Origin of the sequence: Micromonospora sp. NPDC003816, from assembly GCF_042874705.1 — a bacterium.
In the GTDB taxonomy this organism is placed as follows: Bacteria; Actinomycetota; Actinomycetes; order Mycobacteriales; family Micromonosporaceae; genus Micromonospora.
Map to the genome: position 1 here is coordinate 51,574 of NZ_JBIANP010000017.1, position 19,695 is coordinate 71,268.

A 19,695-nucleotide genomic window follows, 5' to 3' on the forward strand; every position below is an offset into this window, starting at 1 on the left:
CACCCGCCCCCGGGTGAGGCAGGGGCCGTCCGGTGTCGCGACGCCACCCCGGACGGCCCCGCGCGGCCCGGGCCTGGGTGGGCCGCGTCCTGGTGTCGGCGCCGCTGGGACGTGTCCGGGTCAGGCGAGCCGGATGGCGTCCCCGTCGACGGAGACGTTCGCGGCGGGCAGCGGGGACCCCGCCGGGCCGCTGCGCACCGTACCGTCGGCGATGTCGAACACGCTGTTGTGGCAGGCGCAGACGATGGTGCCGTTGGTCACCGCGGTGACCGTGCAGCCCTGGTGGGTGCAGGTCGACGAGTACGCCTTGATGGTCCCCGGCGTCGGCTGGGTGATCACCACCCCGGCGTCGGCGTAGATCTGTCCACCACCGACCGGGATGTCGGCCAGGGTGGCCAGGGCCGGCGGGCCACCACCGGCGTCCGGCGCGCCCGACGCGGACGGGTCGGCGCTGGGGTTCGCGGCGGGCGGCGGTGGCGGGGGAGCCGACGTCGGCTGGCCGTAGGTGGCGCAGCCGGTCAGCGCGGCCACGCCCGCCGCGCCGGTGCCGGCCAGCATCGCCCGCCGCGACCGGCAGCAGCCGGCCTGCTCGTGGTTCATCCGAGGTGCCTTTCCGTCAGAGCTGGAAACCGAACGTGGTGAAGTACCAGACCGACGAGGTCAGGAAGATGCCGATCAGCGCCACGAACACCACCCCGCCGACCACCGGCAGCACCCAGCCGGCGAGTCCGCGCTTGGGCAGGGTCAGCATCTTGGTGGCGAACGCGCCGAAGAAGAAGCAGCCCAGCAGGGAGTGCATCAGCACCCGGGTGTCGAAGTCGGCGAAGCCGAGCGCGTACAGGCAGTGCACCGCGACCGGGACGGTGAGCAGGAAGGCGATCCGTCCCGACCAGCGGTGCGCGGTGCCGGCCCAGGACGGGGAGAACCCGCCGAGCCGGCCCCACATGGACAGCGCCGAGAGCAGTTGGACGACGGCGAAGAAGGCCGCGCCGGTGCCCAGCCACACCTTCACCGTCAGCGGCGAGGAGAACCCCGCCACGTTGACCGCGATGCCGGTCGGGGTGTGGGTGCGGCCGTACACCCCCAACGCCACCGCGACCCCCGCCCCGACCAGCAGCGGGACCACCATCGACGGCCGTGGCCTCGGCGCGCTCGGCGGCGGCGGGCCGTCGAGGTCGCGCATCACCTCCATCGAGGGCTCCCGGGGGCGGCGGGGCACCGTCCGGACGCTGCTGTGGCGGTGCTGGGACATCACCGTGCTCCGGGGACGACCGGTGCGGCGGTGATGGTGACTCCGTTGACCTTGGTGGTGAAGAAGGCCGGGTCCAGCGGCGGTGCCGGGATGGGCCTGCCGTTCCAGGTGACGATGCCGATCTGGGTGCCGTCCGGCAGCATGATCCAGCCGCCGTCGATGCCGGCCGCGCGGATCTCCTCGGTGGCCCGGTAGATCGCCGGGGCGGTGCCGGAGCCGGACTTGACCACCGGAGCGTCGTCGGTCTTCTCCTCGGGACGGGCGGTGAACTTCCACCGGCGTACGCCGACGACCATCTCGCCGCTGGCGACGTCGCCCCGGATCACGCCGGTGAGCTTGGCGTCCTTGCCGGTGAGTTCGATCTTGCCGTCGCGGACCGTGCCGGAGAGCCACACCTCCATCTCGCGACCGTCGCAGACGTACGCCTCCGCCTTGCCGTTCTTGACGGTGATCGCGATGGTGGCGCCGTTCTCGAGCTGGCCGATCCAGTTCTGCTCCACCGAGTTGACCTCGGTGCCGGCCGACGACGGGTCCCGGTCGGTCGGTGGCGAGGTGACGCCCGGTCGTGCGCCGTCGGTGCCGTCGGGGGCGTCCGGGTCCACCTCCGGCTCGGCGGGGTCGTCCACATCGCCGTCGACGTCTGCCTCGACGTCGTCCTCGATCCCGGGCGACGGTGCCGGCGCGGCGGCCGGCGGTCCGTTCCCGGCGGCGGGCTGGGTTCCCGGCGGGGATGCCTGCGCACTCATCGTGAACAGCACGGCGGCCGTCACCGCCCCCGAGAGGAGGGTGAGCAACGGGGTCATGCGCTTCATGGGCCACTCCCTTCGCCCAAGACGTACGGCCGGCGGCGGTGTATCGGTTCAATCGGCGCGGGAGAACCTTTGCCGCAAGGTCGAGGCGGTGTCCGAGGTGGTCCGTTCGGACAGGTGTCGATCACCCTGAGCGGTCGGTCGGCCCACCGTCGGCGACATTTACGGGCGGGGAAGCTGTCTCGCGAGATCGATAACGACTACCATTACACCGCTCGGGAGGTCCTCAAGGGACCGACGACCGCCGACGAGACGGGGTGGGCGATGGCCGCCGGTACCGACACGGACGCCGGTGGTGGCGGCCGGGAACTGCTCCGATCACTGGTCCGGGCGCAACGGGGCCGACTCGCCTCGGCCGTGCTGCTCGCCGTCGCGGCGGTGGCGTGCCAACTCGTGCCCTACCTGATGGCCTACCGGGTCGCGGTCGAGCTGGTCACCGAGGCGGACCCCGACGGCGGTTCCCTGATCCGGTACGCCGTGGTCGCGCTGGTCGCCATCGTGGCCGGCACCGGGCTGATGGGCGGGGCCCTGGCGATCAGCCACGTCTGCGCGTACTGGCTGCTGCACCGGCTACGCCAGCGCATCGCCGAACGCGTCTCGGTGCTGCCGTTGGGCGAGGTGACCCGGCGCGGCAGCGGCGGGGTCGGCAAACTCGCCATGGAGGACGTCGAACGCGTCGAGGTCTTCGTCGCGCACATGCTGCCCGACGCGGTCGCCGCGATCACCGTGGTCGCGGCCACCACCGTCTGGCTCTTCGTCATCGACTGGCGGCTGGCGCTCGCGGCGGTGGCGGTCGTCCCGCTGGCCATGCTGGCGATGCGGCACGCCACCCGGGGCTCGGGCGCGTGGGTGGCGCAGTGGCACGGCGCCGGGATGGCCATGAACCAGGCGGTCACCGAGTTCCTCCACGGCATCAAGGCCGTCAAGGTGTTCAACCGGCAGACCGACACGGTGGCCCGGGCCACCGACGCGGTCCGCCGGTACGTCGACTCGGAGACCCGCTGGGGGCTGGCCTTCCTGCCCGGCGGGGCCGCGTACTTCACGGTGATGGCGGCCAACGTGGCCGTCGTCGTGCCGGTCGGGCTCTGGCTCTACCGCGACGGCGCGGTCGACCTGCCCACCCTGCTGCTGTTCCTGCTGCTCGCCCTCGGGTACACCGCGCCGCTGACCAAACTCACCGGCTACAGCTCCCAGTTGCGCCAGGTGCGGTTCGGCGCCGACGAGATCGCCGCCCTGCTGAACAGCCCGGCGCTGCCGGACACCGGCCACCGGGTGCCGCTCGGCCCGACCTCGGTCGAGCTGACGGACGTCTCGTTCGGCTACACCCCCGACCGGCTGGCGCTCGACAGGGTGAGCATCCACGCCGAGGCGGGCCGGGTCACCGCCGTCGTGGGCCCCAGCGGCTCGGGCAAGAGCACCGTCGCCCGCCTCGTCTCCCGGTTCTTCGACGTGGACGCCGGCAGCGTCCGGGTGGGCGGTGTCGACGTCCGGGACATGGCCGTCGACCAGCTCATGGACACGGTCGCGGTGGTCTTCCAGGACCCGTTCCTGTTCCACGACACGGTCCGGGCCAACCTGACCCTGGGACGCCCCGACCTCGACGACGAGACCGTGCACCGGGCCGCCCGGGCGGCGCGCTGCCACGACTTCATCCTCTCCCTGCCGCAGGGCTACGACACGGTGGTCGGTGAGCGCGGCGCCACCCTCTCCGGCGGCGAGCGGCAACGCATCTCGATCGCCCGCGCCCTGCTCAAGGACGCGCCGGTGGTCGTGCTGGACGAGGCGACCGCCTCCACCGACCCGGAGAACGAGATCGCCATCCAGCAGGCGGTGGCGAACCTCGCCACCGGACGCACCCTGCTGGTCATCGCGCACCGGCTCAGCACCATCCGCGACGCCGACCGGATCGTGGTGCTGACCGACGGCCGGGTGGCCGAGACCGGCCGCCACGACGACCTGGTGGCCGCCGACGGCACGTACGCGCGGCTCTGGGCCGACGCCACCACCAGCGCCCGATGGAGTCTCGGCGCCAGCGACGAGCGGAGCGGAGCGCGCGGATGAGCACCCTGACCTCACCTCCCGACGGCCGACCGGACGCACGGCCCGTCGGCACGGTGGCCGGACGCACCGTGGCCCTCATCCGCCGGCTGTGGGAGCTGTCCGACCCCCGGCTGCGTCGCCAGCAACTGTGGGGGATCGCCGCCCGGATGGCGGCGGCGGTCTGCATCGCGGTGCCGATCTGGCTGCTCGTCGTGGTGCTGCAACGACTCCGCGAGGCCAACCTCGGCGGGCCGCCGATCAGCCAACGCGAGGTGCTCTGGTGGAGCGTCGCCGTGGTGGCGGCGACCGTCGGCCAGTTCGGCTTCGACCTGCTCGCGCAGCGACAGAGCTGGGTGGCCTCCTTTGAACTCCTCGGCGAGCTGCGCCTGCGGGCGCTGGAGCACCTGCGCCGGCTACCGCTCGGCTACCACACCAAGCGGCAGACCGGCGACCTCACCGCACTGGTCACGCACCATCTCAGCGAACTGGAGCCGGTGGTCTTCGGCGCCGTACCCACCATCATCGGCGCGGCCCTGCTGCCGCTGGTGATCGCGGTGGGCCTGCTGGTCGAGGACTGGCGGATGGGCCTGGCCGCGCTGGCCACCATTCCGCTGGCGATGCTGGTCTACGCCTGGTCGCAGCGGACCTTCGCCCGGCTCGCGGCCGAACGCGCCCAGGCCAGCGGCCAGGCCGCGGCCCGCTTCCAGGAGTACGTCTCGGGCATCGCGGTGGCCCGCGCGCACGGTGCCACGGGTGAGCGCTCCAGCCGTCTCGCACAGGCCCTGGTGCGGCACCGGGAGGCGAGTATCGGGCTGGTCAACAAGCTGGTCGTGCCGCTGGTGCTCTTCCTGACGGTGATCGAGCTGGGGCTGCCGGTGGTCCTGCTGGCCGGTGCCTTCCTGCTGATCGGCGGCGACCTGGCACCGGCCACCTTCCTGGTGTTCGCGGTGCTGTCGCTGCGCATCCACGGGCCGTTGCGGGCGATGGGTGAGCAGACCGAGAGCCTACGGGTCGGTGAGGCGGCCGTGGACCGGCTCGGCGCGCTGCTGGCCGAGCCGGTGCCGGCGGAGGTCCTTGCCGGACCGGTGCCGCAGGGCCACGACGTCGAGTTCGACCGCGTCTCCTACACCTATCCGGGGGCGGCCCGGCCGGCGCTGCGGTCGGTCAGCTTCGAGGCCACCGCCGGCACGGTGACCGCGCTGGTCGGCAGCAGCGGCGCCGGCAAGACCACCTGCCTGCACCTGCTGGCCCAGTTCTTCGCGCCGGACTCCGGGGCGATCCGGATCGGCGGGGTGGACATCCGGGAACTGGACAGCGGGACCCTCTTCGACGCGGTGACCGTCGTCTTCCAGGACAGCTACCTGTTCAGCGAGTCGGTGCGGGACAACATCCGGTTCGGCCGACCGGAGGCCGACGACGACGAGGTGGACCGTGCCGCCGCGCAGGCCCGGGTGGACGAGATCGTGGCGCGGCTGCCGCAGGGCGCGGACACCCTGGTCGGTGAGGGCGGTGCCACGCTGTCCGGTGGTGAACGGCAGCGGTTGTCGCTGGCCCGCGCCATCCTCAAGGACGCGCCCATCGTGCTGCTGGACGAGCCGACCGCCGCGATGGACGCCACCAACGAGCGCCACGTCCAGCAGGCCCTGTCCGGCCTGATCCGGGACCGGACGGTGCTGGTGGTCGCGCACCGGCTCGGCACGGTGCGGCACGCCGACCGGATCGTGGTCCTCGACGCCGGCGAGGTCGTCGAGGTGGGACGGCACGACGAACTCCTGGCCCGCGACGGGCGGTACGCGCGGATGTGGGCCGAGCAGGAGGCGACCCGCTCCTGGCGGCTGTAGTCGCCTGACGGGCGGCCGTCGGCCGCCCGTCAGGCGGGTGACGCTCTCCGGGTGGTCCGGGACAGCCTCAGGCGGCGATCCAGACGTTCTTCGGCCGCAGGAACTCCCGGACGCCGGCCTCGCCGCCGATGCGACCCCAGCCGCTCTGCCGCATCCCGCCGAACGGGGCCGAGGGCAGCACCCCGGGCACCCCGTTGACCCAGACACTGCCCGCCGCCACCGCGCGGCTCACCCGGTGCGCCGTGCGCAGGTCGGTGGTGTGCAGGTACGCCCCGAGTCCGTAGCGGGTGCCGTTGGCCAGCCGGATCGCCTCCTCCTCGGTGTCGAAGGAGGTGAACGCCAGCACCGGCCCGAAGATCTCCTCCTGCGCCAGTTCGCTGTCCGGGTCGACCTCCCCGAACACCGTCGGCGCGATGAAGTACCCGTCGCCGAGGTCGCCGCCGAGGCGCTCGCCGCCGGTCACCAGCCGCCCCTGGCCCTTGTCCCGGGCCCGCTCCACCACACCCAGGATCCGGTGGCACGCCTGCTCGCTGACGACCGGGCCCATCATCGTGCGGTCCTCGGCGGGATCGCCGAGCGGCACCCGGGCCAGCCGGGCGGCGACGGTCCGCAGCACCTCGTCGTAGACGGACGAGTGCACCAGCACCCGGGTGCCGTTGGCGCAGCCCTGGCCGCTGAGCGCGACGACGCCGCTCATCGCCAGCCGGGCCGCCATCCGCACGTCGGCGTCGGCGAAGATGACGTGGGCCGACTTGCCGCCCAGTTCCAGGCCCACCGGCAGGAGCCGCTCGGCGGCGGTGGCGAGGATCCGCCGGGCGGTGGCGCCGCCGCCGGTGAAGTGCACCTTGTCCACGCCCGGGTGGCGGACCAGCGCCTCGCCGCCGGCTGCCCCGCCGGGCACCACGTTGAGCACGCCGGGCGGGAAGCCCGCCTCCAGAGCCAGCTCACCGATGCGCAGCGCGGTGAACGGCGCCAGCTCGGAGGGCTTGAGCACGATCGTGTTGCCGGCCGCGAGCGCCGGGCCGAGCATCTGCGCGACCGACACCAGCGGGCCGTTCCAGGGGATGATCAGGGCCACCACGCCGTACGGCTCGTCCAGCGTGTAGTCGACGGCCCGGATCGGCCACGTCGGGACGACCTCGCCGCCGACCTTGTCCGCCCATCCGGCGTTGTACCGCAGGTGGTCCACGGCGACCCGGGGCATCACCGAGGCGAACTGCCGGGGGCAGCCGTTCTCCAGCGTCTGTAACCCGCCCAGCTCGGTGGCGTGCCGCTCGACCAGGTCGGCCAGGGCGAGCAGCAGATCCCGGCGTACGTTGCCGGGGGTGGCCCGCCAGCCGTCGAGGGCCTCCCCGGCGGCACGGACCGCCGCGTCCATCTCGGCGGCGCCGCCCAGCGGCACGGCTGCGGTCACGCGTCCGTCGGCGGCGTAGACGTGCTCGTGCACGCCGCCGGTGGTGGTGGCCGTGCGGGTGGCGCCGATCAGGGCGGCGGTGTCCGGGATCAGTTCGGTCGGAGCGGCGGTGACGGGCACGTGGTGACACCTCTTCCGGCTCGGCGCGCCATCCGATGGCGACGGTCAGCGGAGTATGTTGGGTCGAATCCTAGTGTAGTTTGTTGCGTTAGATAGCCCCCCGTCCGGACGGTCGGGTGGTGTACCGGATGGTTGGACCGAGGAGGCCGGTCGTGTCAGGACAGCTGTCGTACTTCGAGTTCGGGGTGCCGGACGTCGCGGTGGCCAGCAGCTTCTACGCCGAGTTGTTCGGCTGGAAGGTGCAGGCGCAGGAACACGGTGGGTCGATCGACACCGGGGAAGGGGCGGTGCCGGGCGGCTTCCACCGCGATCCCGGGCCGCCGCAGCACTACCTCTACTTCCGGGTGGACGACATCGACGCCGCCATCAAGCGGGTGCAGGAACTCGGTGGCGAGGTGGAGCCGATGCGTCCGGCCACCGAGGAGTGGGGTGCGTTCGCCGAGTGCCGGGACAACCAGGGACTCGCCTTCGGCCTGCACGTACCGCCCACGCCGAAGGACTGACCGCACGGCACGAGGGCCGGGTACCCGATCGGGTGCCCGGCCCTCGCGCGGGTCGGGGGCGGGTCACCCCTCGTCGGTGAGGAACCGGCCCGGCACGAAGCCGGTCCGGGCCGTGGAGAGCCCGCCGTCGACCGTGACCACCGCACCGGTCACGTACGATCCGGCGCGGCTGCACAGGTAGATGGCGGTGCCGACGATGTCGTCCGGCCGCCCGATGCGCTGCAACGGCGTCACTGCGGCGATCTCCTCGCCCATCGCCTCCAGCACACCGGCCATCATCCGGGACGGGAAGCTGCCCGGTGCGATCACGTTCGCGGTCACCGTCGGCGCGAAGTCGTGGGCCAGCATCCGGGTGATGTGGTGGATCGCCGCCTTGGCGGCGGCGGCCGAATAGGTCGGCATCTCCGGCACCCGCTGGGCGTCGGCGCTGCCGATGTTGACGATGCGCGCCGGGTCCTCGGCGGTGCCGGCCGCCCGCAGCAGTCCGGCCAGTTCCCGCACCAGGAACAGCGGCGCCTTCAGACCCAGGTCGAGCACGCTGTCCCAGGCGTTGGCGGGGAACTGCTCCACCGGCGCGGTCCAGGCGGTGCCGGCGTTGTTCACCAGGATGTGCAGCCCGGACTCCCGCTCGGCGATCTCCCGCGCCAGCCGGACGCACTCGGACTCCTCGGAGAGGTCGGCGGGGATCGCCACGCACGTCCCGCCACCGGCCGAGAGTTCCTGGGCCACGTCCTCGCAGTCGGACTTCGTCCGGGCGGTCAGGTAGACGCGCGCACCGGCGGCGACGAAGCCCTCCGCGATCATCCGGCCGATGCCCTGCGTGCCGCCCGTGACCAGTGCCGTCTTGCCGGCGACCGAGAACAACTCACTCATTGGAACCTCCACAGACGATGTGCTCTCCACGGCGCCGGTCCACGGCCGGCCCCGTGACGACTCGGGTCAGAGCGGCCCGGTGGACGTCTCCTCGTCCACCACGAGCGCGCCCACCGTGGCGTACGAGTCGCGGCCCGCCACGAAGTGCTGGGTGGCGGTACGCATGTCCCGCATCCGCCGTTGCAGGGGCGAGGTGTCGTACACCGCCGTACCACCGGCCAGCGTGTACGCGGCGTCGACGACCTGCGCGCAGAGGCTGGTCACCTGCGCCGCCGCCGCGCGCAGCCGGGCCCGGCCACCGGGTGACCCGCCCTCGGGTGCCGCCGTCGCCTCGGCCGCCTCCGCGTACAGCAGCGCCCGGGCCGCCCGGTGCATGGTCTGCGCCTCGCCCAGCCGGTCGAGGAAGACCGGGGAGTCGGCGAGCCGCCGCGCGCTCAACGCCGGACGTTTGCCGTCGGCGGCCAGACGCACCAGGTCGGTCAGCGCGCCGTCGGCCAGACCGACCGCCACCGCGCCGATGATCAGGCTGGACTGCGCGATGCGGTGTGCGGCGTCACCGTCCTGCGGGGAGACCGCGAGATGCTCCGGCACCCGCGCGTCGTCGACCGTCACGTCGTGGCTGGCGGTGCCGCGCAGCCCCAGCACCTGCCAGGTGTCGAGGACCCGGACGTCCCGGGCCGGCACGAACAGGATGCGGGTGGCCGGTGCGCCGTCCGGGCCGACCGGCACACTGCGCCCGGAGACCAGCACGCAGTTCAGATAGAACCAGGCGGCCCGGGGGCACCCGGTGACGAAGGGCCAACGGCCGGTCACCCGCCACCCGTCGTCGCCGGTGCGGGCCCGGCCCTTGGGCGCCACGGCCCCCGCGACCAGGGTGTCCGCGCCGTCGGCGAAGACCTCGTCGAGCGCGGCGGCCGGACCGCACCGCACGATCAGGTGCGACAGGGCCACCTGGCCCACCGTCCACGAGGTGGCCGCGTCGGCGCGGGCGAGTTCCTCCAGCACGGCGAGCACGTCGGACAGGTCGAGCTGGTCGCCGCCGTGACTGGCGGGGGCGAACATCCGGAAGCAGCCGGCCGCGCGGAGGTCGTCCACGAGGTCGTCGGGGAGGCCGCGTCGCTGCTCGATCTCCTCGGCGTGCTTCGCCACGCGGGACGCCAGCTCGCGTACCCGGGACAGCGTTGGGTTCACGTCGGCCCCCTCCTGTGTTCGGTGTGTCGTGTTCGGACGCTATCTCTCGTCGCCGGGTGCTGTCCATGGCGCGCCCGCGTGGATAGAGTGTGCCGAGAAAACAACACACACGTGTGTCGCCGGAGGGGATACCGATGACGACTCCCATCGACCCGCAGGCCCGGGTCTTCGCGGTCCGGATGTGGACCTCGCTGCTGGCCACCCAGGAACTGCTCGCCACGTACCTCGGTGTCCGACTCGGGCTCTACGACGACCTCGCGGCGAAGGGCCCCGGTACGGTGGGGGAGATCGCCGCGCGCGTCGGGGTCGACCCGAGGTACGCCCGCGAGTGGCTGGAACAGCAGGCGGTCGCCGGGGTGCTGACCGTCGACGACGCGTCGGCCCCGGCCGACGAGCGGGTGTTCACGCTGCCCGCCGCGCACGCCGAGGTGCTGACCGTCTCGGACAGCCCGCTGTCCATGTCGGCGCTTGCCGTGCTGCCGCTGGGCGGTGTGGCGGCGGCGCTGCCGGCGCTGCTCGACGCGTACCGCAGCGGTGCCGGTGTGGCCGACGCGGTCTACGGCGTCGACTGGCGGGAGGGCCACGCCGGGGCGAACCGCGCGATGTTCACCCACCAGATGGCCGGCTGGCTGCGCCGGCACGCTCCGGACATCCACACCCGACTGGTCGGCACGCCGGCCCGGGTCGCGGACGTGGCCTGCGGTGCGGGCTGGGCGGGCATCGGGTTGGCCCGGTCCTTCCCCGGGATCACCGTGGACGGGTACGACATCGACCCCGAGGTGATCGCGGACGCCACCGGGCACGCGGCGGATGCCGGGTTGAGCGACCGGGTCTCCTTCGCCGCCCGGGACGCCGCCGACCCCGACCTGGCCGGCACGTACGACCTGGTCTGCCTCTTCGACGCGCTGCACGAGATCGCGCGCCCGGTGGAGGTGCTGCGGGCCTGCCGGCGGCTGTGTGCCGACGGCGGCAGCGTGCTGGTGCTCGACGCCCGGGTGGCGGAGCGGTTCGCCGCACCGGCCGACGAGATCGAACGCTTCCAGTACGCCACCAGCGTGCTGCACTGCCTGCCGGCGAGCCGCAGTCAGCAGCCCTCCGCCGGCACCGGCACGGTACTGCGCCCGGACGCGGTCCGGGACCTCGCGGCCGAGGCCGGCTTCGTGGCGGTCACCCAGTTGCCCATCGACGACCGCTTCCACCGGCTGTACCGGCTGATCGGCTGAGCCCGCCGGCGTCGTGTGCGGCGGGTCGGACGACGAGAACGGCCGGCCACCCATCGGGGTGGCCGGCCGTTCTCGTCGTCCGAGGGTCAGGCCCCGGCGTCACGCTCGGCGATCCGGCGCAGCACGTGCTCCTGCACCGCACCGAGCGAGGTGATCGACCGGGCCGTCTTCTCGTCGATCGGTTCGAGGTCGAACTCGTCCTCCAGGGCGAAGGCGAGTTCCATCAGGGCCAGCGAGTGGAAGCCGAGGTCCTGGACCAGGGCCGTCTCCTCCCCACGCAGGCCGTCGGGGTTGGGCGCCAGGTCGAGCACGATGGCCTGGACCTGAGCGCGGATATGCTCGTCGGACTGCTTCGGTCCCACGACCGTCGGGGTCTGCTCACTCATGGTCGCTACTTCCTTCCGGATCGCCCGGCTCACCGGAGCTGTGCGGGTTGATGGACGGGAACGGGTTCCGCGGGTCGGTGCGGTCCCACAGACGGGGGCTGGCAACTGCGCAGTACGGCGGCGAGCACCGGCACCGCGGCCGTGGTCCATCCGGCGACCGCCGCGTCGAGGTCGCCGAACTCCTCCTCGAGCACCGCCAGGCCGCGGACCGGCACCACGGCACCCAGCTCCACCAGCAACGGGCGTAGCTGTGCGTCGCAGACGAAGCGGTGCTGCGCCCAGCCGGCGGTCATCACCGGCACCGCGACCGTGCCCGGACGCAGTCCCTCGCGGGGGAGCATGTCGAGGAAGAGCTTCAGCAGGCCGGTGTAGGAACCCTTGAAGGTCGGGCTCACCACCACCAGCAGGCCGGGTCCGCGGACCCGGGCGACCACCCGCTCCAGGGGCGCGTGGGCGGCGGTGCCGGCGATCAGCCGGGACGGCAGGTCCGCGCCGAGTTCGGCCAGGTCGACCAGGTGCGGCTCGCCGAGGTGTACGCCGAGGTCGGCCAGACCGGTCCGCAGCGCGCCGGTCACGTGCCGGGCCACGGTGAGGGTCCGCGAGCCCCGGCGCGGGTTGCCGATCAGGACGGTGGCCGGAACGGAGAGGGGATCCGTCGGAGGGATCATCCGCTCGGGCGCGTGTTGCCGCAGGTCGGTCACCGGTCTCCTTCCGGGTCGGCCAGCAGTCCCCGCCGGCGGAGGATCGGCAGCACACCCTCACCGAAGGTGTACGCCTCCTCCAGGTGCGGCTGGCCGGAGAGGATCAGATGGTCCAGGCCGAGGGCGTGGTACTCCTCGATCCGGTCGGCCACCTCGACGTGGCTGCCGACCAGCGCGGCTCCGGCGCCGGGGCGGACCAGCCCGTAGCCGGCCCACACGTTCGGGTAGACCTCGAGGCTGTCGGTCCGGCCCCGGTGCAGGGCGGCCATCCGGCGTTGCCCCTCGGACTCGGTGCGCGCGAAGCGCCGCTGGGCGGCGGCGATGGTGTCCGGGTGCATCCCGGCCACCAGGCGGCGCGCGACGTCCCACGCCTCCTCGGCGGTGTCCCGGCTGATCACGTGGAACCGGGATCCGTAGGACAGCTCGCGGCCCTGCGCGTCGGCCCGGTCCCGGACCTTCTTCACCAGGGCGGCGAGTTGCTCGGGGGGTTCGCCCCAGGCCAGGTAGACGTCGGCGTGCCGGGCGGCCACGTCGTGCGCGGCGGCCGAGGACCCACCGAGGAAGACCGGCGGGGTGACCGGATGTCCCCGGGTCAGCCGACCGGCCCGTACCCGGTAGTGGGTGCCCTCGAAGTCGTACGTGCCACCGGACCAGGCGCGGCCGAAGACGTCGAGGAACTCCTCGGCGCGGGCGTAACGCTGGTCGTGGTCGAGCCAGTCGCCGTAGCGCAACTGCTCGTCGGGGTCGCCGCCGGTGACCACGTTGAGCAGCAGCCGACCACCGGAGAGGCGTTGCAGGGTGGCGGCCATCTGCGCGGCCACCGTCGGCGCCACCGAGCCGGGGCGTACGGCGACCATGAAGTGCAGCCGACGGGTCCGGTCCGCCAGGGCGGCCGACACCAGCCAGGGGTCCTCGCAGAACAGCCCGGTCGGCACCAGGGCGCCGGTGAAGCCGAAGCGGTCGGCGGCTCCCGCGACCTGCGCCAGGTAGTCGATGTCCGGCGCGCGCCGGACGTTCTCCGCCGGGTCGACGGGCGCGCCCTGCGGGGTCTTCGCCACCTCACGGCCGTCACCGTGGGACGGGAGGAACCAGTGCAGGTGAAGTGGCATGTGGACCTTCCTGTCACAGCAGTTGTCGTGTGAGCGGTCGCGTCCGGCGGGTACAGGCACCCCCGCTCCCTGCGCGCTACCAGGTAGGGCTGGTCGAAGCCTCCCAGCACCCGGATGCGGTGTCAAGAGTGTGTGACGCCAGTGTCGTGTTGTGTGGCGCTTCTGGGCCGGGGCGTCAGCCGCCGCGCCTGGTCCGCAGCGGTGCGGTCGGTTCGGCGGCCAGCCGGGCGGCCAGGTCGGCGTAGCCGGCGAGGAACGCGTGGGCCTCGGCGGGCGGGTACGCGGCGGTGCTGTGGTAGAACACCGCCCGCAGGTCCGCCGGGCCGACCGGGGCCACCGCCAGCTCGAACTGGAACCGGCTGCCCAACCCGGGCGGCACCAGCAGTTCGAACCCGAGGCCCGCCGACACCGTCCGGTGCTGCACCTCGGCCATCACGTTGAACAGCACGTCGTCGGCGCGCCGCCCGCCGGTCTGCACCACGTCCAGCGGCAACATCTGGTACGGCAGGTCCTGGTAGGTGAAGGCGCCGATGGCCGCCGCATGCGCCTGCCCGACCAGGTCGGCGAAGGTCTCGGCCTGCCCGACCCGGGCCCGCAGCAGCACCATGTTGGCCAGCAGGCCGACGGTCTCCCGCAGCTCGGGACGCGACCGGTTGGCGAACATCGAGGCCACCGCCAGGTCGTCCTGGCCGGTGATGCGGTGCAGGTGGTGATAGAAGACCGCCAGCAGCACCGAGAACAGGGTGGTCCGCTGGGTCCGGGCCAGGGCGCGCAGCCGGGCCACCGCCTCCCGGTCCAGGTCGACCGCCACGTCGGAGGTGGTCGGGCCGTCCGAGGGCGGGGGCGCGACGGCGGACGTGCCCACCGCCGGCAGTTCGCTGCCGGTCAGCTGCCGCCGCCAGTACTCCCGGTGCCGGCGCAGCCCGTCGCCGTCGAGCAGTTCCTGCTGCCACCGGACGAAGGCCGCGTACTGCCAGCCGGTGGCGGGCAGCCGGGTCGGTACGCCGCTGGCCTGCGCGTAGAGCATGCCGAGGTCCCGGAAGAGGATTCCGGTGGACCAGGCGTCGGTCACCAGGTGGTGCAGGTTCAGGCAGAGCACGTGCTCGTCCGGCCCGAGCCGCCACAGCGTGCTGCGGGAGGGCCACTCGGTCGGGTCGATCGCGGTGCGCAGCTCGGCGCGTACCGCCTGGTCGACTGCGGCGGCCGGGTCCGGCCGGTCGGACAGGTCCACCCGGCGGGCGGCGGCCGGTGCCGGCGGGTGCACGACCTGGGCCAACCGCGCGCCCCGACCGGTGAAGGTGGTGCGCAGCGACTCGTGCCGGGCGGTGAGGGCGGACAACGCGGCGTCCAGCGCGTCGGCGTCGACCCGACCGGTGAGCCGACACAGCAGCGGGCAGCTCAGCGCACCGAAGTCGGTGCGGTAGTGCTTGATCATCCAGAGGAGGCGTTGGGCCACGGAAGCTGGTGTCTGTTGTGTCTCCACGCACGGACCATAGCCTCACCGCATTGGCATCGGTGAGGTCTCTGGGTACCTTGTGTCGTATGAGCTTTGTTGTGCCGGCCCGCGTCGACACCACACTCACCTGGGACTACGAAGCCTCCGATCCCCGGCTCGTGGCGCTCTATGAACGGGCCAAGGCGGCCCAGTGGAAGGTCACCGACGTGGACTGGTCGGTGCCGGTGCCGTTCGGCGAACCGCTGCCGGACGACTCCGCCTTCGCGATGGCCGCGTTCGCCGCGTCGCCACTGGCACCGCGGGGTCCCCGGGCCTGGGACGCGTTCCGGTGGGAGTTCCAGTCCTGGATGGTCAGTCAGTTCCTGCACGGCGAGCAGGCCGCGATGATCGTCGCGGCCCGGCTGGTGGAGACCGTGCCGGATCTGGACAGCAAGTTCTACGCCGCCACCCAGGCGGTGGACGAGGCCCGGCACGTGGAGGTCTTCTCCCGGTACCTGCGGGAGAAGATCCCCGAGCCGTACCCGGTCTCCGCGCCGCTGCGCGAGCTGCTCACCGACATCCTGTCCGACTCGCGATGGGACGTCACGGCGCTCGGGATGCAGATCATGGTGGAGGCGATCGCGATGGCCTCGTTCCGGCTCTCCAACAGCAGTTTCCACGACCCGCTGATCAAGGAGCTGACCCATCTCGTGGCCCGGGACGAGGCCCGGCACGTCACCTTCGGTGTGCTCTCCCTCTCCGGGCTCTACGACCAGCTCACCTCGGCCGAGCGGGCCGAGCGGGAGGAACTGGTCCTGGACGCCGCGGCCCTGATCCGTCGGCGGTTCCTGCTCGACGACATCTGGGAGCGGCTGGAGGTCGACCGCGCCGAGGGCGTCGCCTTCGCCACCAACCACGACCTGATGATCAAGTATCGACAGGCGGTCTTCTCCCGGGTCGCGGTGGCGCTCGGGCAGATCGGCCTGATGACCGAGCCGGTCCGCACCGGACTGGACAAACTGGGCCTGCTGCAGTTCGCCGGTGAGCGACTGCGCATCCGAAGGGGGAAACTCGCATGACGGCCGCCCGACGCAGTCTCGACCTGACCGCCGTGGTCCGGCTCGGCGAGTTGGGTGACCAGATCACCCCGTTCGCCCTGCGGGCCGCCTGCGACCTGCGCATCGCCGACCTGCTGGTGGACGGTCCACGACCGGTGTCGGAGCTGGCCGCCTCGGCCGGCGCGCATGCCGGGGCGCTGCTGCGCCTGCTGCGGGCGCTGGCCGCCCGGGGCGTGTTCAGCGAGGTCGCCGACGCCACCTTCGCGCTCACGCCGCTGGCCGAGCCGTTGCGCGGCGACCATCCGATGTCGCTGCGCGACAGCTTCACGCTGCTCGACTCCGACGTACGGGCCTGGGCCGCGATCGGGCACACGCTGCGCACCGGGGAACCGGCCTTCGGGCACGTGCACGGCCAGGACTACTGGAGCTACCTCGCCGACCACCCGCAGGAGAGCGCCCGGGTCGACGACTGGATGCGCAGCGTGAACCACCTGCACCTGCGGACCGTGCTCGGGGCGTACCCGTGGCGGCGGTTCGGCACGCTGGTGGACGTCGGCGGCGGGACCGGTGGTTTCCTGGCCGGCCTGCTCACCCGCTTCCCCGGGGTGCGAGGGGTGCTGTTCGACCTGCCGCACGTGGTGGCGGGCGCGCCGAAGGTGCTGGCCGAGGCCGGTGTGGCCGACCGCTGCGAGGTGGTGCCCGGCGACGCCTTCGGCACGGTGCCCGCAGGCGGCGACGGCTACCTGCTCAAGACGGTGCTGCCGGGCTTCGACGACGACGACGCGACCCGCATCCTCGCCACCGTGCGCACCGCGATGCGGCCCGACTCGCGGCTGGTCCTGCTGGAGGCGGTGCTCCCGCCCGGCGACGCCTTCGACATGGCGAAGCTCTTCGACGTGCACGCCATGGTGCTCACCGGCGGCGCGCACCGCAGCGCGGAGGAGACCGGTCGGTTGCTGGAGCGGGCCGGGCTGCGGCTGACCCAGGTCATCGGCACTCCCACGCTGACCGCGATCGAGGCCCTGCCGGCCGACTGAGCCGTCCGGCAGGGGACCTCGGACGCACCGGCCCGCTCCGGCGGGCCGGTCAGCCGAGCCGGATCGGCACCGAGGCGTACGCGCGGAACGGGGTGTCGCGTTCGCGTACGGTCGGGCCGTCCGGTTCGAGCACGGCGAGGCGGGCCAGCCGGTCGAACACCACGGCCCCCTCCATCCGGGCCAGGAAGGCACCGAGGCAGAGGTGGGCGCCGCCGCCGAAGGCGAGGTGCGGGTTGTCGGTGCGGCCCACGTCCAGCCGGTCCGGCCGGGTGAACCGGCGCTCGTCGTGGTTCGCCGAGCCGATCATGAGCACCAGGACCCGCCCTCTGCGTACCGTGCGCCCGCCGATCTCGATGGGCTCGTGCACATAGCGGGCCGTGCCCTGGATCGGGGCGTCCCAGCGCAGGAACTCGTCGACCGCGGTGGTCGCCAGGGCCGGGTCGGCCCGTAGCCGGTCGAGCTGGTCCGGGTGGGCCAGCAGCGCGGCGGTACCGGTGGTGATCATGTGCACGGTGGTCTCGAAACCGGCGAAGAACGAGAAGACGGTGTTGTCCACGATCTCGTCGTGGCTCAGGCTGTCGCCGGACTCCTCCACGTCGAGCAGCCGGGAGAGCAGGTCGTCGCCCCGACGGGAGCGGCGCTGGTCGAGCAGGTCGCCGATGTGCTCGCGCAGCCAGCGTACGGCCACGTCGGCGTCGGCGCGGGCGTGCTCGGGGACCACGGCGGTGAAGGCGCGACCGAGGTTCATCGCGTGCCGGCGGACGTCGTCGGTGGACTCCGGCGGGATGCCCATCAGTCGGCAGACCACCCGGACCGGCAGCGGGTAGGCCAGTTCGGGGACCAGGTCCATCCGGCCCGCCGCCACGGCCGGGACGAGCATCTCGTCGACCAGTTCCTCGACGTAGGACCGCAGTTGGCGGACGACCGCGGGACTGAACGCGCGGCTCATCAGCCGACGCAGCCGGACGTGGTCGGGCGGATCGCGATAGAGCATGATGCGCTGGAAGAAGGCACTGGCGGGGCCGTCGCCCACGGACACCTCGTGGTAGCCGGCGGGGAACTCGCTGCCCAGCCGGGGGTCGTGTTGCAGGGCCACCACGTCGGCGAAGCGGGTGACACCCCAACTGCCCGGCCCGATCCGGCACAGCGGGCCGGCGGCGCGCAGCCGGGCGTACTCGGGATAGGGGTCCTCGACGACGTTCGGGTCCAGGGCGTCGAACCGGGGTGCGAGGGTCGGTGCGCTCATCCGCCTAGTGTCTGTCGTTTTACCGCCGTCCGGCAAGACCGATGACGACACACCACACACTCCGTCGGTCCGGTCAGGACGTCCGATCCGTGCGGGTCATGGGCTCCGTCGACTTTTGTCGGATGTTCGGCCGACGGTCCGGGACCGATCACGTCCGGTGACCGGGGCGCCCGGACGGGTGTCGGGGGGTGCCGCCCGTCGGCCTGCCGCGCGTGCGGTACGGGCGGCCGGGGTCCCGCATCGTCGACGCTGCTCACCGTCGAGACGACGGTCCGGCGGCCGGGACCGGGGCGGGACGGCCGGAGAACTTCCTGTCTAAGCACGGAAAGTAACGTGCATTGTGGTCCATCAGAATCACCAGCCGTAGATAGCACGCGGATGTCCCAGTATTGAAGCCGATCGGTTATTCCCATGCCGCGCGAGTGCGTTCTATGGTGTGAGATCAGCAGGAGGGGGGAATTGTGTTGCCTATGGTCAAGGCCCGGAGGGTGAGCAGAACTGCCGTAGCGATTTCCGTCAGCGGCAGCGTGGACCGGAGCACGGCGGGGTACGTCACCCGCGTCGCCGAGTACATGTTGGACCATGGTGACCTGCTGCCCGACCAGGTGGAACTGGACCTGACCGACGTCACCGGGGTGGACGAGGTGGGCTTCACCTCGTTGGTCGACGTCGCGGCAGGTGCGAGCGCGGCGGGGGCCGCGGTGGTCGTGCGCTGCGGGGCGGAGCGGGCCATGCTGGAGGGGCGACGGAGCGGACGCGGTGTGGCGTCCGAGCAGATCGGCCGCATGCTGCGGCTGCACCTGCAGTTCCTGGTGCGTCGGCGCAGGTCACGTCCGGCGGTTGCCGAGGCGCGGGTGGTGCGCGGGTGCCCCGGTCCACTGGCCGGACGGAATCGGGGCTGACCGGATCTGCGGGGGTGCGGGTCGGTCGGTCCGAAAATTAATGTGTGCCGTTTCGGTCCGATTCAGAAAGACTTAACCGGATTATCCGCGCGGCGAGTTCTGCAATTTGCATTTGCGGTCGGTGCGGGCACGTCGAGTGGGAATAGCTCGATTCGTGCGATGTCGATAATTGCAGGTTCAATCAATTGCGCTGTCGGGTGTCGCCTGTGCGATCGGCCGGGCGAGACCGCTACCCGACGCCATCCCCGCCCGGATGTGCCGCGTCGCACGCGGCGACCAGGCGTCGGGGTGCCCGCCGCCGCCATGCCTCGGTGAGCAGCTCGGACCGCTGTCCGGGCGTGACCCGGTCCCGCCGGGCGCTGGTCCAGCCCTGGCGTGCCCAGTGGTTGTCCGGCGCGCTGAAGGCGGCCGGTCCTCGGCCCGCTCCGGGTCGTGGGGGGGGGGCGGCGGGGGGGGGGGGGGGCGCCCCCCCCGGGCCCCCCCCCCCGGGGGGGGGGGCGGGGCGGGGGGGGCCCCCCCCCGCCCCCCCCGGCCCCGCGCAAAGCGGCCCCCGGG

At 72.9% G+C, this 19,695-nt stretch carries 18 protein-coding genes; 7 read left to right on the forward strand and 11 right to left on the reverse strand.

Annotated elements, in window-relative coordinates:
• Positions 1-120 precede the first annotated feature (120 nt).
• The 3 genes from ACFYTT_RS29640 to ACFYTT_RS29650 all read right to left on the reverse strand — a co-directional run bounded on the left by ACFYTT_RS29640 (position 121) and on the right by ACFYTT_RS29650 (position 2,064).
• The gene (locus ACFYTT_RS29640) at positions 121-600 is read right to left on the reverse strand and encodes a Rieske (2Fe-2S) protein (RefSeq protein ID WP_387264149.1); all 480 of its coding nucleotides are present in this window, start codon (positions 598-600) and stop codon (positions 121-123) included.
• A 16-nt stretch (positions 601-616) separates the two neighbouring features.
• Positions 617-1,183 carry a DUF6529 family protein gene (locus ACFYTT_RS29645; RefSeq protein ID WP_236145824.1) on the reverse strand — a complete coding sequence of 189 codons (567 nt, stop codon included), beginning with the start codon at positions 1,181-1,183 and terminating at the stop codon, positions 617-619.
• A 68-nt stretch (positions 1,184-1,251) separates the two neighbouring features.
• A complete protein-coding gene (locus ACFYTT_RS29650) occupies positions 1,252-2,064 on the reverse strand; it encodes a hypothetical protein (RefSeq protein WP_387264152.1) in 813 nt (270 codons plus the stop codon).
• Positions 2,065-2,325: 261 nt separating this feature from the next.
• Between ACFYTT_RS29650 and ACFYTT_RS29655 the strand changes: the two genes are divergently transcribed.
• Together ACFYTT_RS29655 and ACFYTT_RS29660 are read left to right on the forward strand one after the other, a co-directional pair.
• A complete protein-coding gene (locus ACFYTT_RS29655; protein ID WP_387264155.1) occupies positions 2,326-4,122 on the forward strand; it encodes an ABC transporter ATP-binding protein in 1,797 nt (598 codons plus the stop codon).
• A complete protein-coding gene (locus ACFYTT_RS29660; protein WP_387264158.1) occupies positions 4,119-5,942 on the forward strand; it encodes an ABC transporter ATP-binding protein in 1,824 nt (607 codons plus the stop codon). The genes ACFYTT_RS29655 and ACFYTT_RS29660 overlap by 4 nt, the downstream gene beginning before the upstream one ends.
• 67 nt (positions 5,943-6,009) lie before the next feature.
• Here the strand turns inward: ACFYTT_RS29660 and ACFYTT_RS29665 are convergent, their stop codons facing one another.
• On the reverse strand, positions 6,010-7,476 hold the full coding sequence (locus tag ACFYTT_RS29665; RefSeq protein ID WP_131054162.1) for an aldehyde dehydrogenase: 1,467 nt from the start codon (positions 7,474-7,476) through the stop codon (positions 6,010-6,012).
• A 152-nt stretch (positions 7,477-7,628) separates the two neighbouring features.
• Here ACFYTT_RS29665 and ACFYTT_RS29670 point away from each other — a divergent pair, with 152 nt between their 5' ends.
• Positions 7,629-7,979, forward strand: coding sequence for a VOC family protein (locus ACFYTT_RS29670; protein WP_387264162.1), 351 nt, complete (start codon positions 7,629-7,631; stop codon positions 7,977-7,979).
• A 63-nt stretch (positions 7,980-8,042) separates the two neighbouring features.
• Here the strand turns inward: ACFYTT_RS29670 and ACFYTT_RS29675 are convergent, their stop codons facing one another.
• Positions 8,043-8,852: an SDR family oxidoreductase gene (locus ACFYTT_RS29675; protein WP_131054164.1), complete on the reverse strand. Its 810-nt coding sequence runs from the start codon at positions 8,850-8,852 to the stop codon at positions 8,043-8,045.
• Positions 8,853-8,918: 66 nt separating this feature from the next.
• Entirely contained in the window at positions 8,919-10,043 is a 1,125-nt protein-coding gene (locus ACFYTT_RS29680) for an acyl-CoA dehydrogenase family protein (RefSeq protein WP_254876883.1), read from the reverse strand.
• A 134-nt stretch (positions 10,044-10,177) separates the two neighbouring features.
• On the opposite strand from ACFYTT_RS29680, the gene ACFYTT_RS29685 reads away from it, so the two are divergent.
• On the forward strand, positions 10,178-11,266 hold the full coding sequence (locus ACFYTT_RS29685) for a bifunctional 2-polyprenyl-6-hydroxyphenol methylase/3-demethylubiquinol 3-O-methyltransferase UbiG (RefSeq protein ID WP_131054165.1): 1,089 nt from the start codon (positions 10,178-10,180) through the stop codon (positions 11,264-11,266).
• An 86-nt stretch (positions 11,267-11,352) separates the two neighbouring features.
• On the opposite strand, the gene ACFYTT_RS29690 is transcribed toward ACFYTT_RS29685, so the two are convergent.
• From ACFYTT_RS29690 to ACFYTT_RS29705, 4 genes are all read right to left on the reverse strand, one after another.
• A complete protein-coding gene (locus ACFYTT_RS29690; RefSeq protein ID WP_387264166.1) occupies positions 11,353-11,652 on the reverse strand; it encodes an acyl carrier protein in 300 nt (99 codons plus the stop codon).
• A 29-nt stretch (positions 11,653-11,681) separates the two neighbouring features.
• Positions 11,682-12,353, reverse strand: coding sequence for an NADPH-dependent FMN reductase (locus ACFYTT_RS29695; protein WP_131057235.1), 672 nt, complete (start codon positions 12,351-12,353; stop codon positions 11,682-11,684).
• Complete coding sequence (locus ACFYTT_RS29700) at positions 12,350-13,462, reverse strand: LLM class flavin-dependent oxidoreductase (RefSeq protein ID WP_387264169.1); 1,113 nt, start codon at positions 13,460-13,462, stop codon at positions 12,350-12,352. Before ACFYTT_RS29700 ends, ACFYTT_RS29695 begins: the two co-directional genes overlap by 4 nt.
• A 175-nt stretch (positions 13,463-13,637) precedes the next feature.
• The gene (locus tag ACFYTT_RS29705) at positions 13,638-14,945 is read right to left on the reverse strand and encodes a condensation domain-containing protein (protein ID WP_357212133.1); all 1,308 of its coding nucleotides are present in this window, start codon (positions 14,943-14,945) and stop codon (positions 13,638-13,640) included.
• Between the two features lie 59 nt (positions 14,946-15,004).
• Between ACFYTT_RS29705 and ACFYTT_RS29710 the strand changes: the two genes are divergently transcribed.
• Positions 15,005-15,976 (forward strand): ferritin-like domain-containing protein, encoded by a 972-nt coding sequence (locus tag ACFYTT_RS29710; protein ID WP_131056539.1) that lies wholly within the window; start codon positions 15,005-15,007, stop codon positions 15,974-15,976.
• A complete protein-coding gene (locus ACFYTT_RS29715) occupies positions 15,973-16,992 on the forward strand; it encodes a methyltransferase (RefSeq protein WP_131056537.1) in 1,020 nt (339 codons plus the stop codon). The genes ACFYTT_RS29710 and ACFYTT_RS29715 overlap by 4 nt, the downstream gene beginning before the upstream one ends.
• A 49-nt stretch (positions 16,993-17,041) precedes the next feature.
• On the opposite strand, the gene ACFYTT_RS29720 is transcribed toward ACFYTT_RS29715, so the two are convergent.
• Positions 17,042-18,238, reverse strand: coding sequence for a cytochrome P450 (locus ACFYTT_RS29720; RefSeq protein WP_131056536.1), 1,197 nt, complete (start codon positions 18,236-18,238; stop codon positions 17,042-17,044).
• A 488-nt stretch (positions 18,239-18,726) separates the two neighbouring features.
• Between ACFYTT_RS29720 and ACFYTT_RS29725 the strand changes: the two genes are divergently transcribed.
• Positions 18,727-19,140 (forward strand): hypothetical protein, encoded by a 414-nt coding sequence (locus ACFYTT_RS29725; RefSeq protein WP_236145971.1) that lies wholly within the window; start codon positions 18,727-18,729, stop codon positions 19,138-19,140.
• The last annotated feature ends 555 nt before the right edge of the window (positions 19,141-19,695 follow it).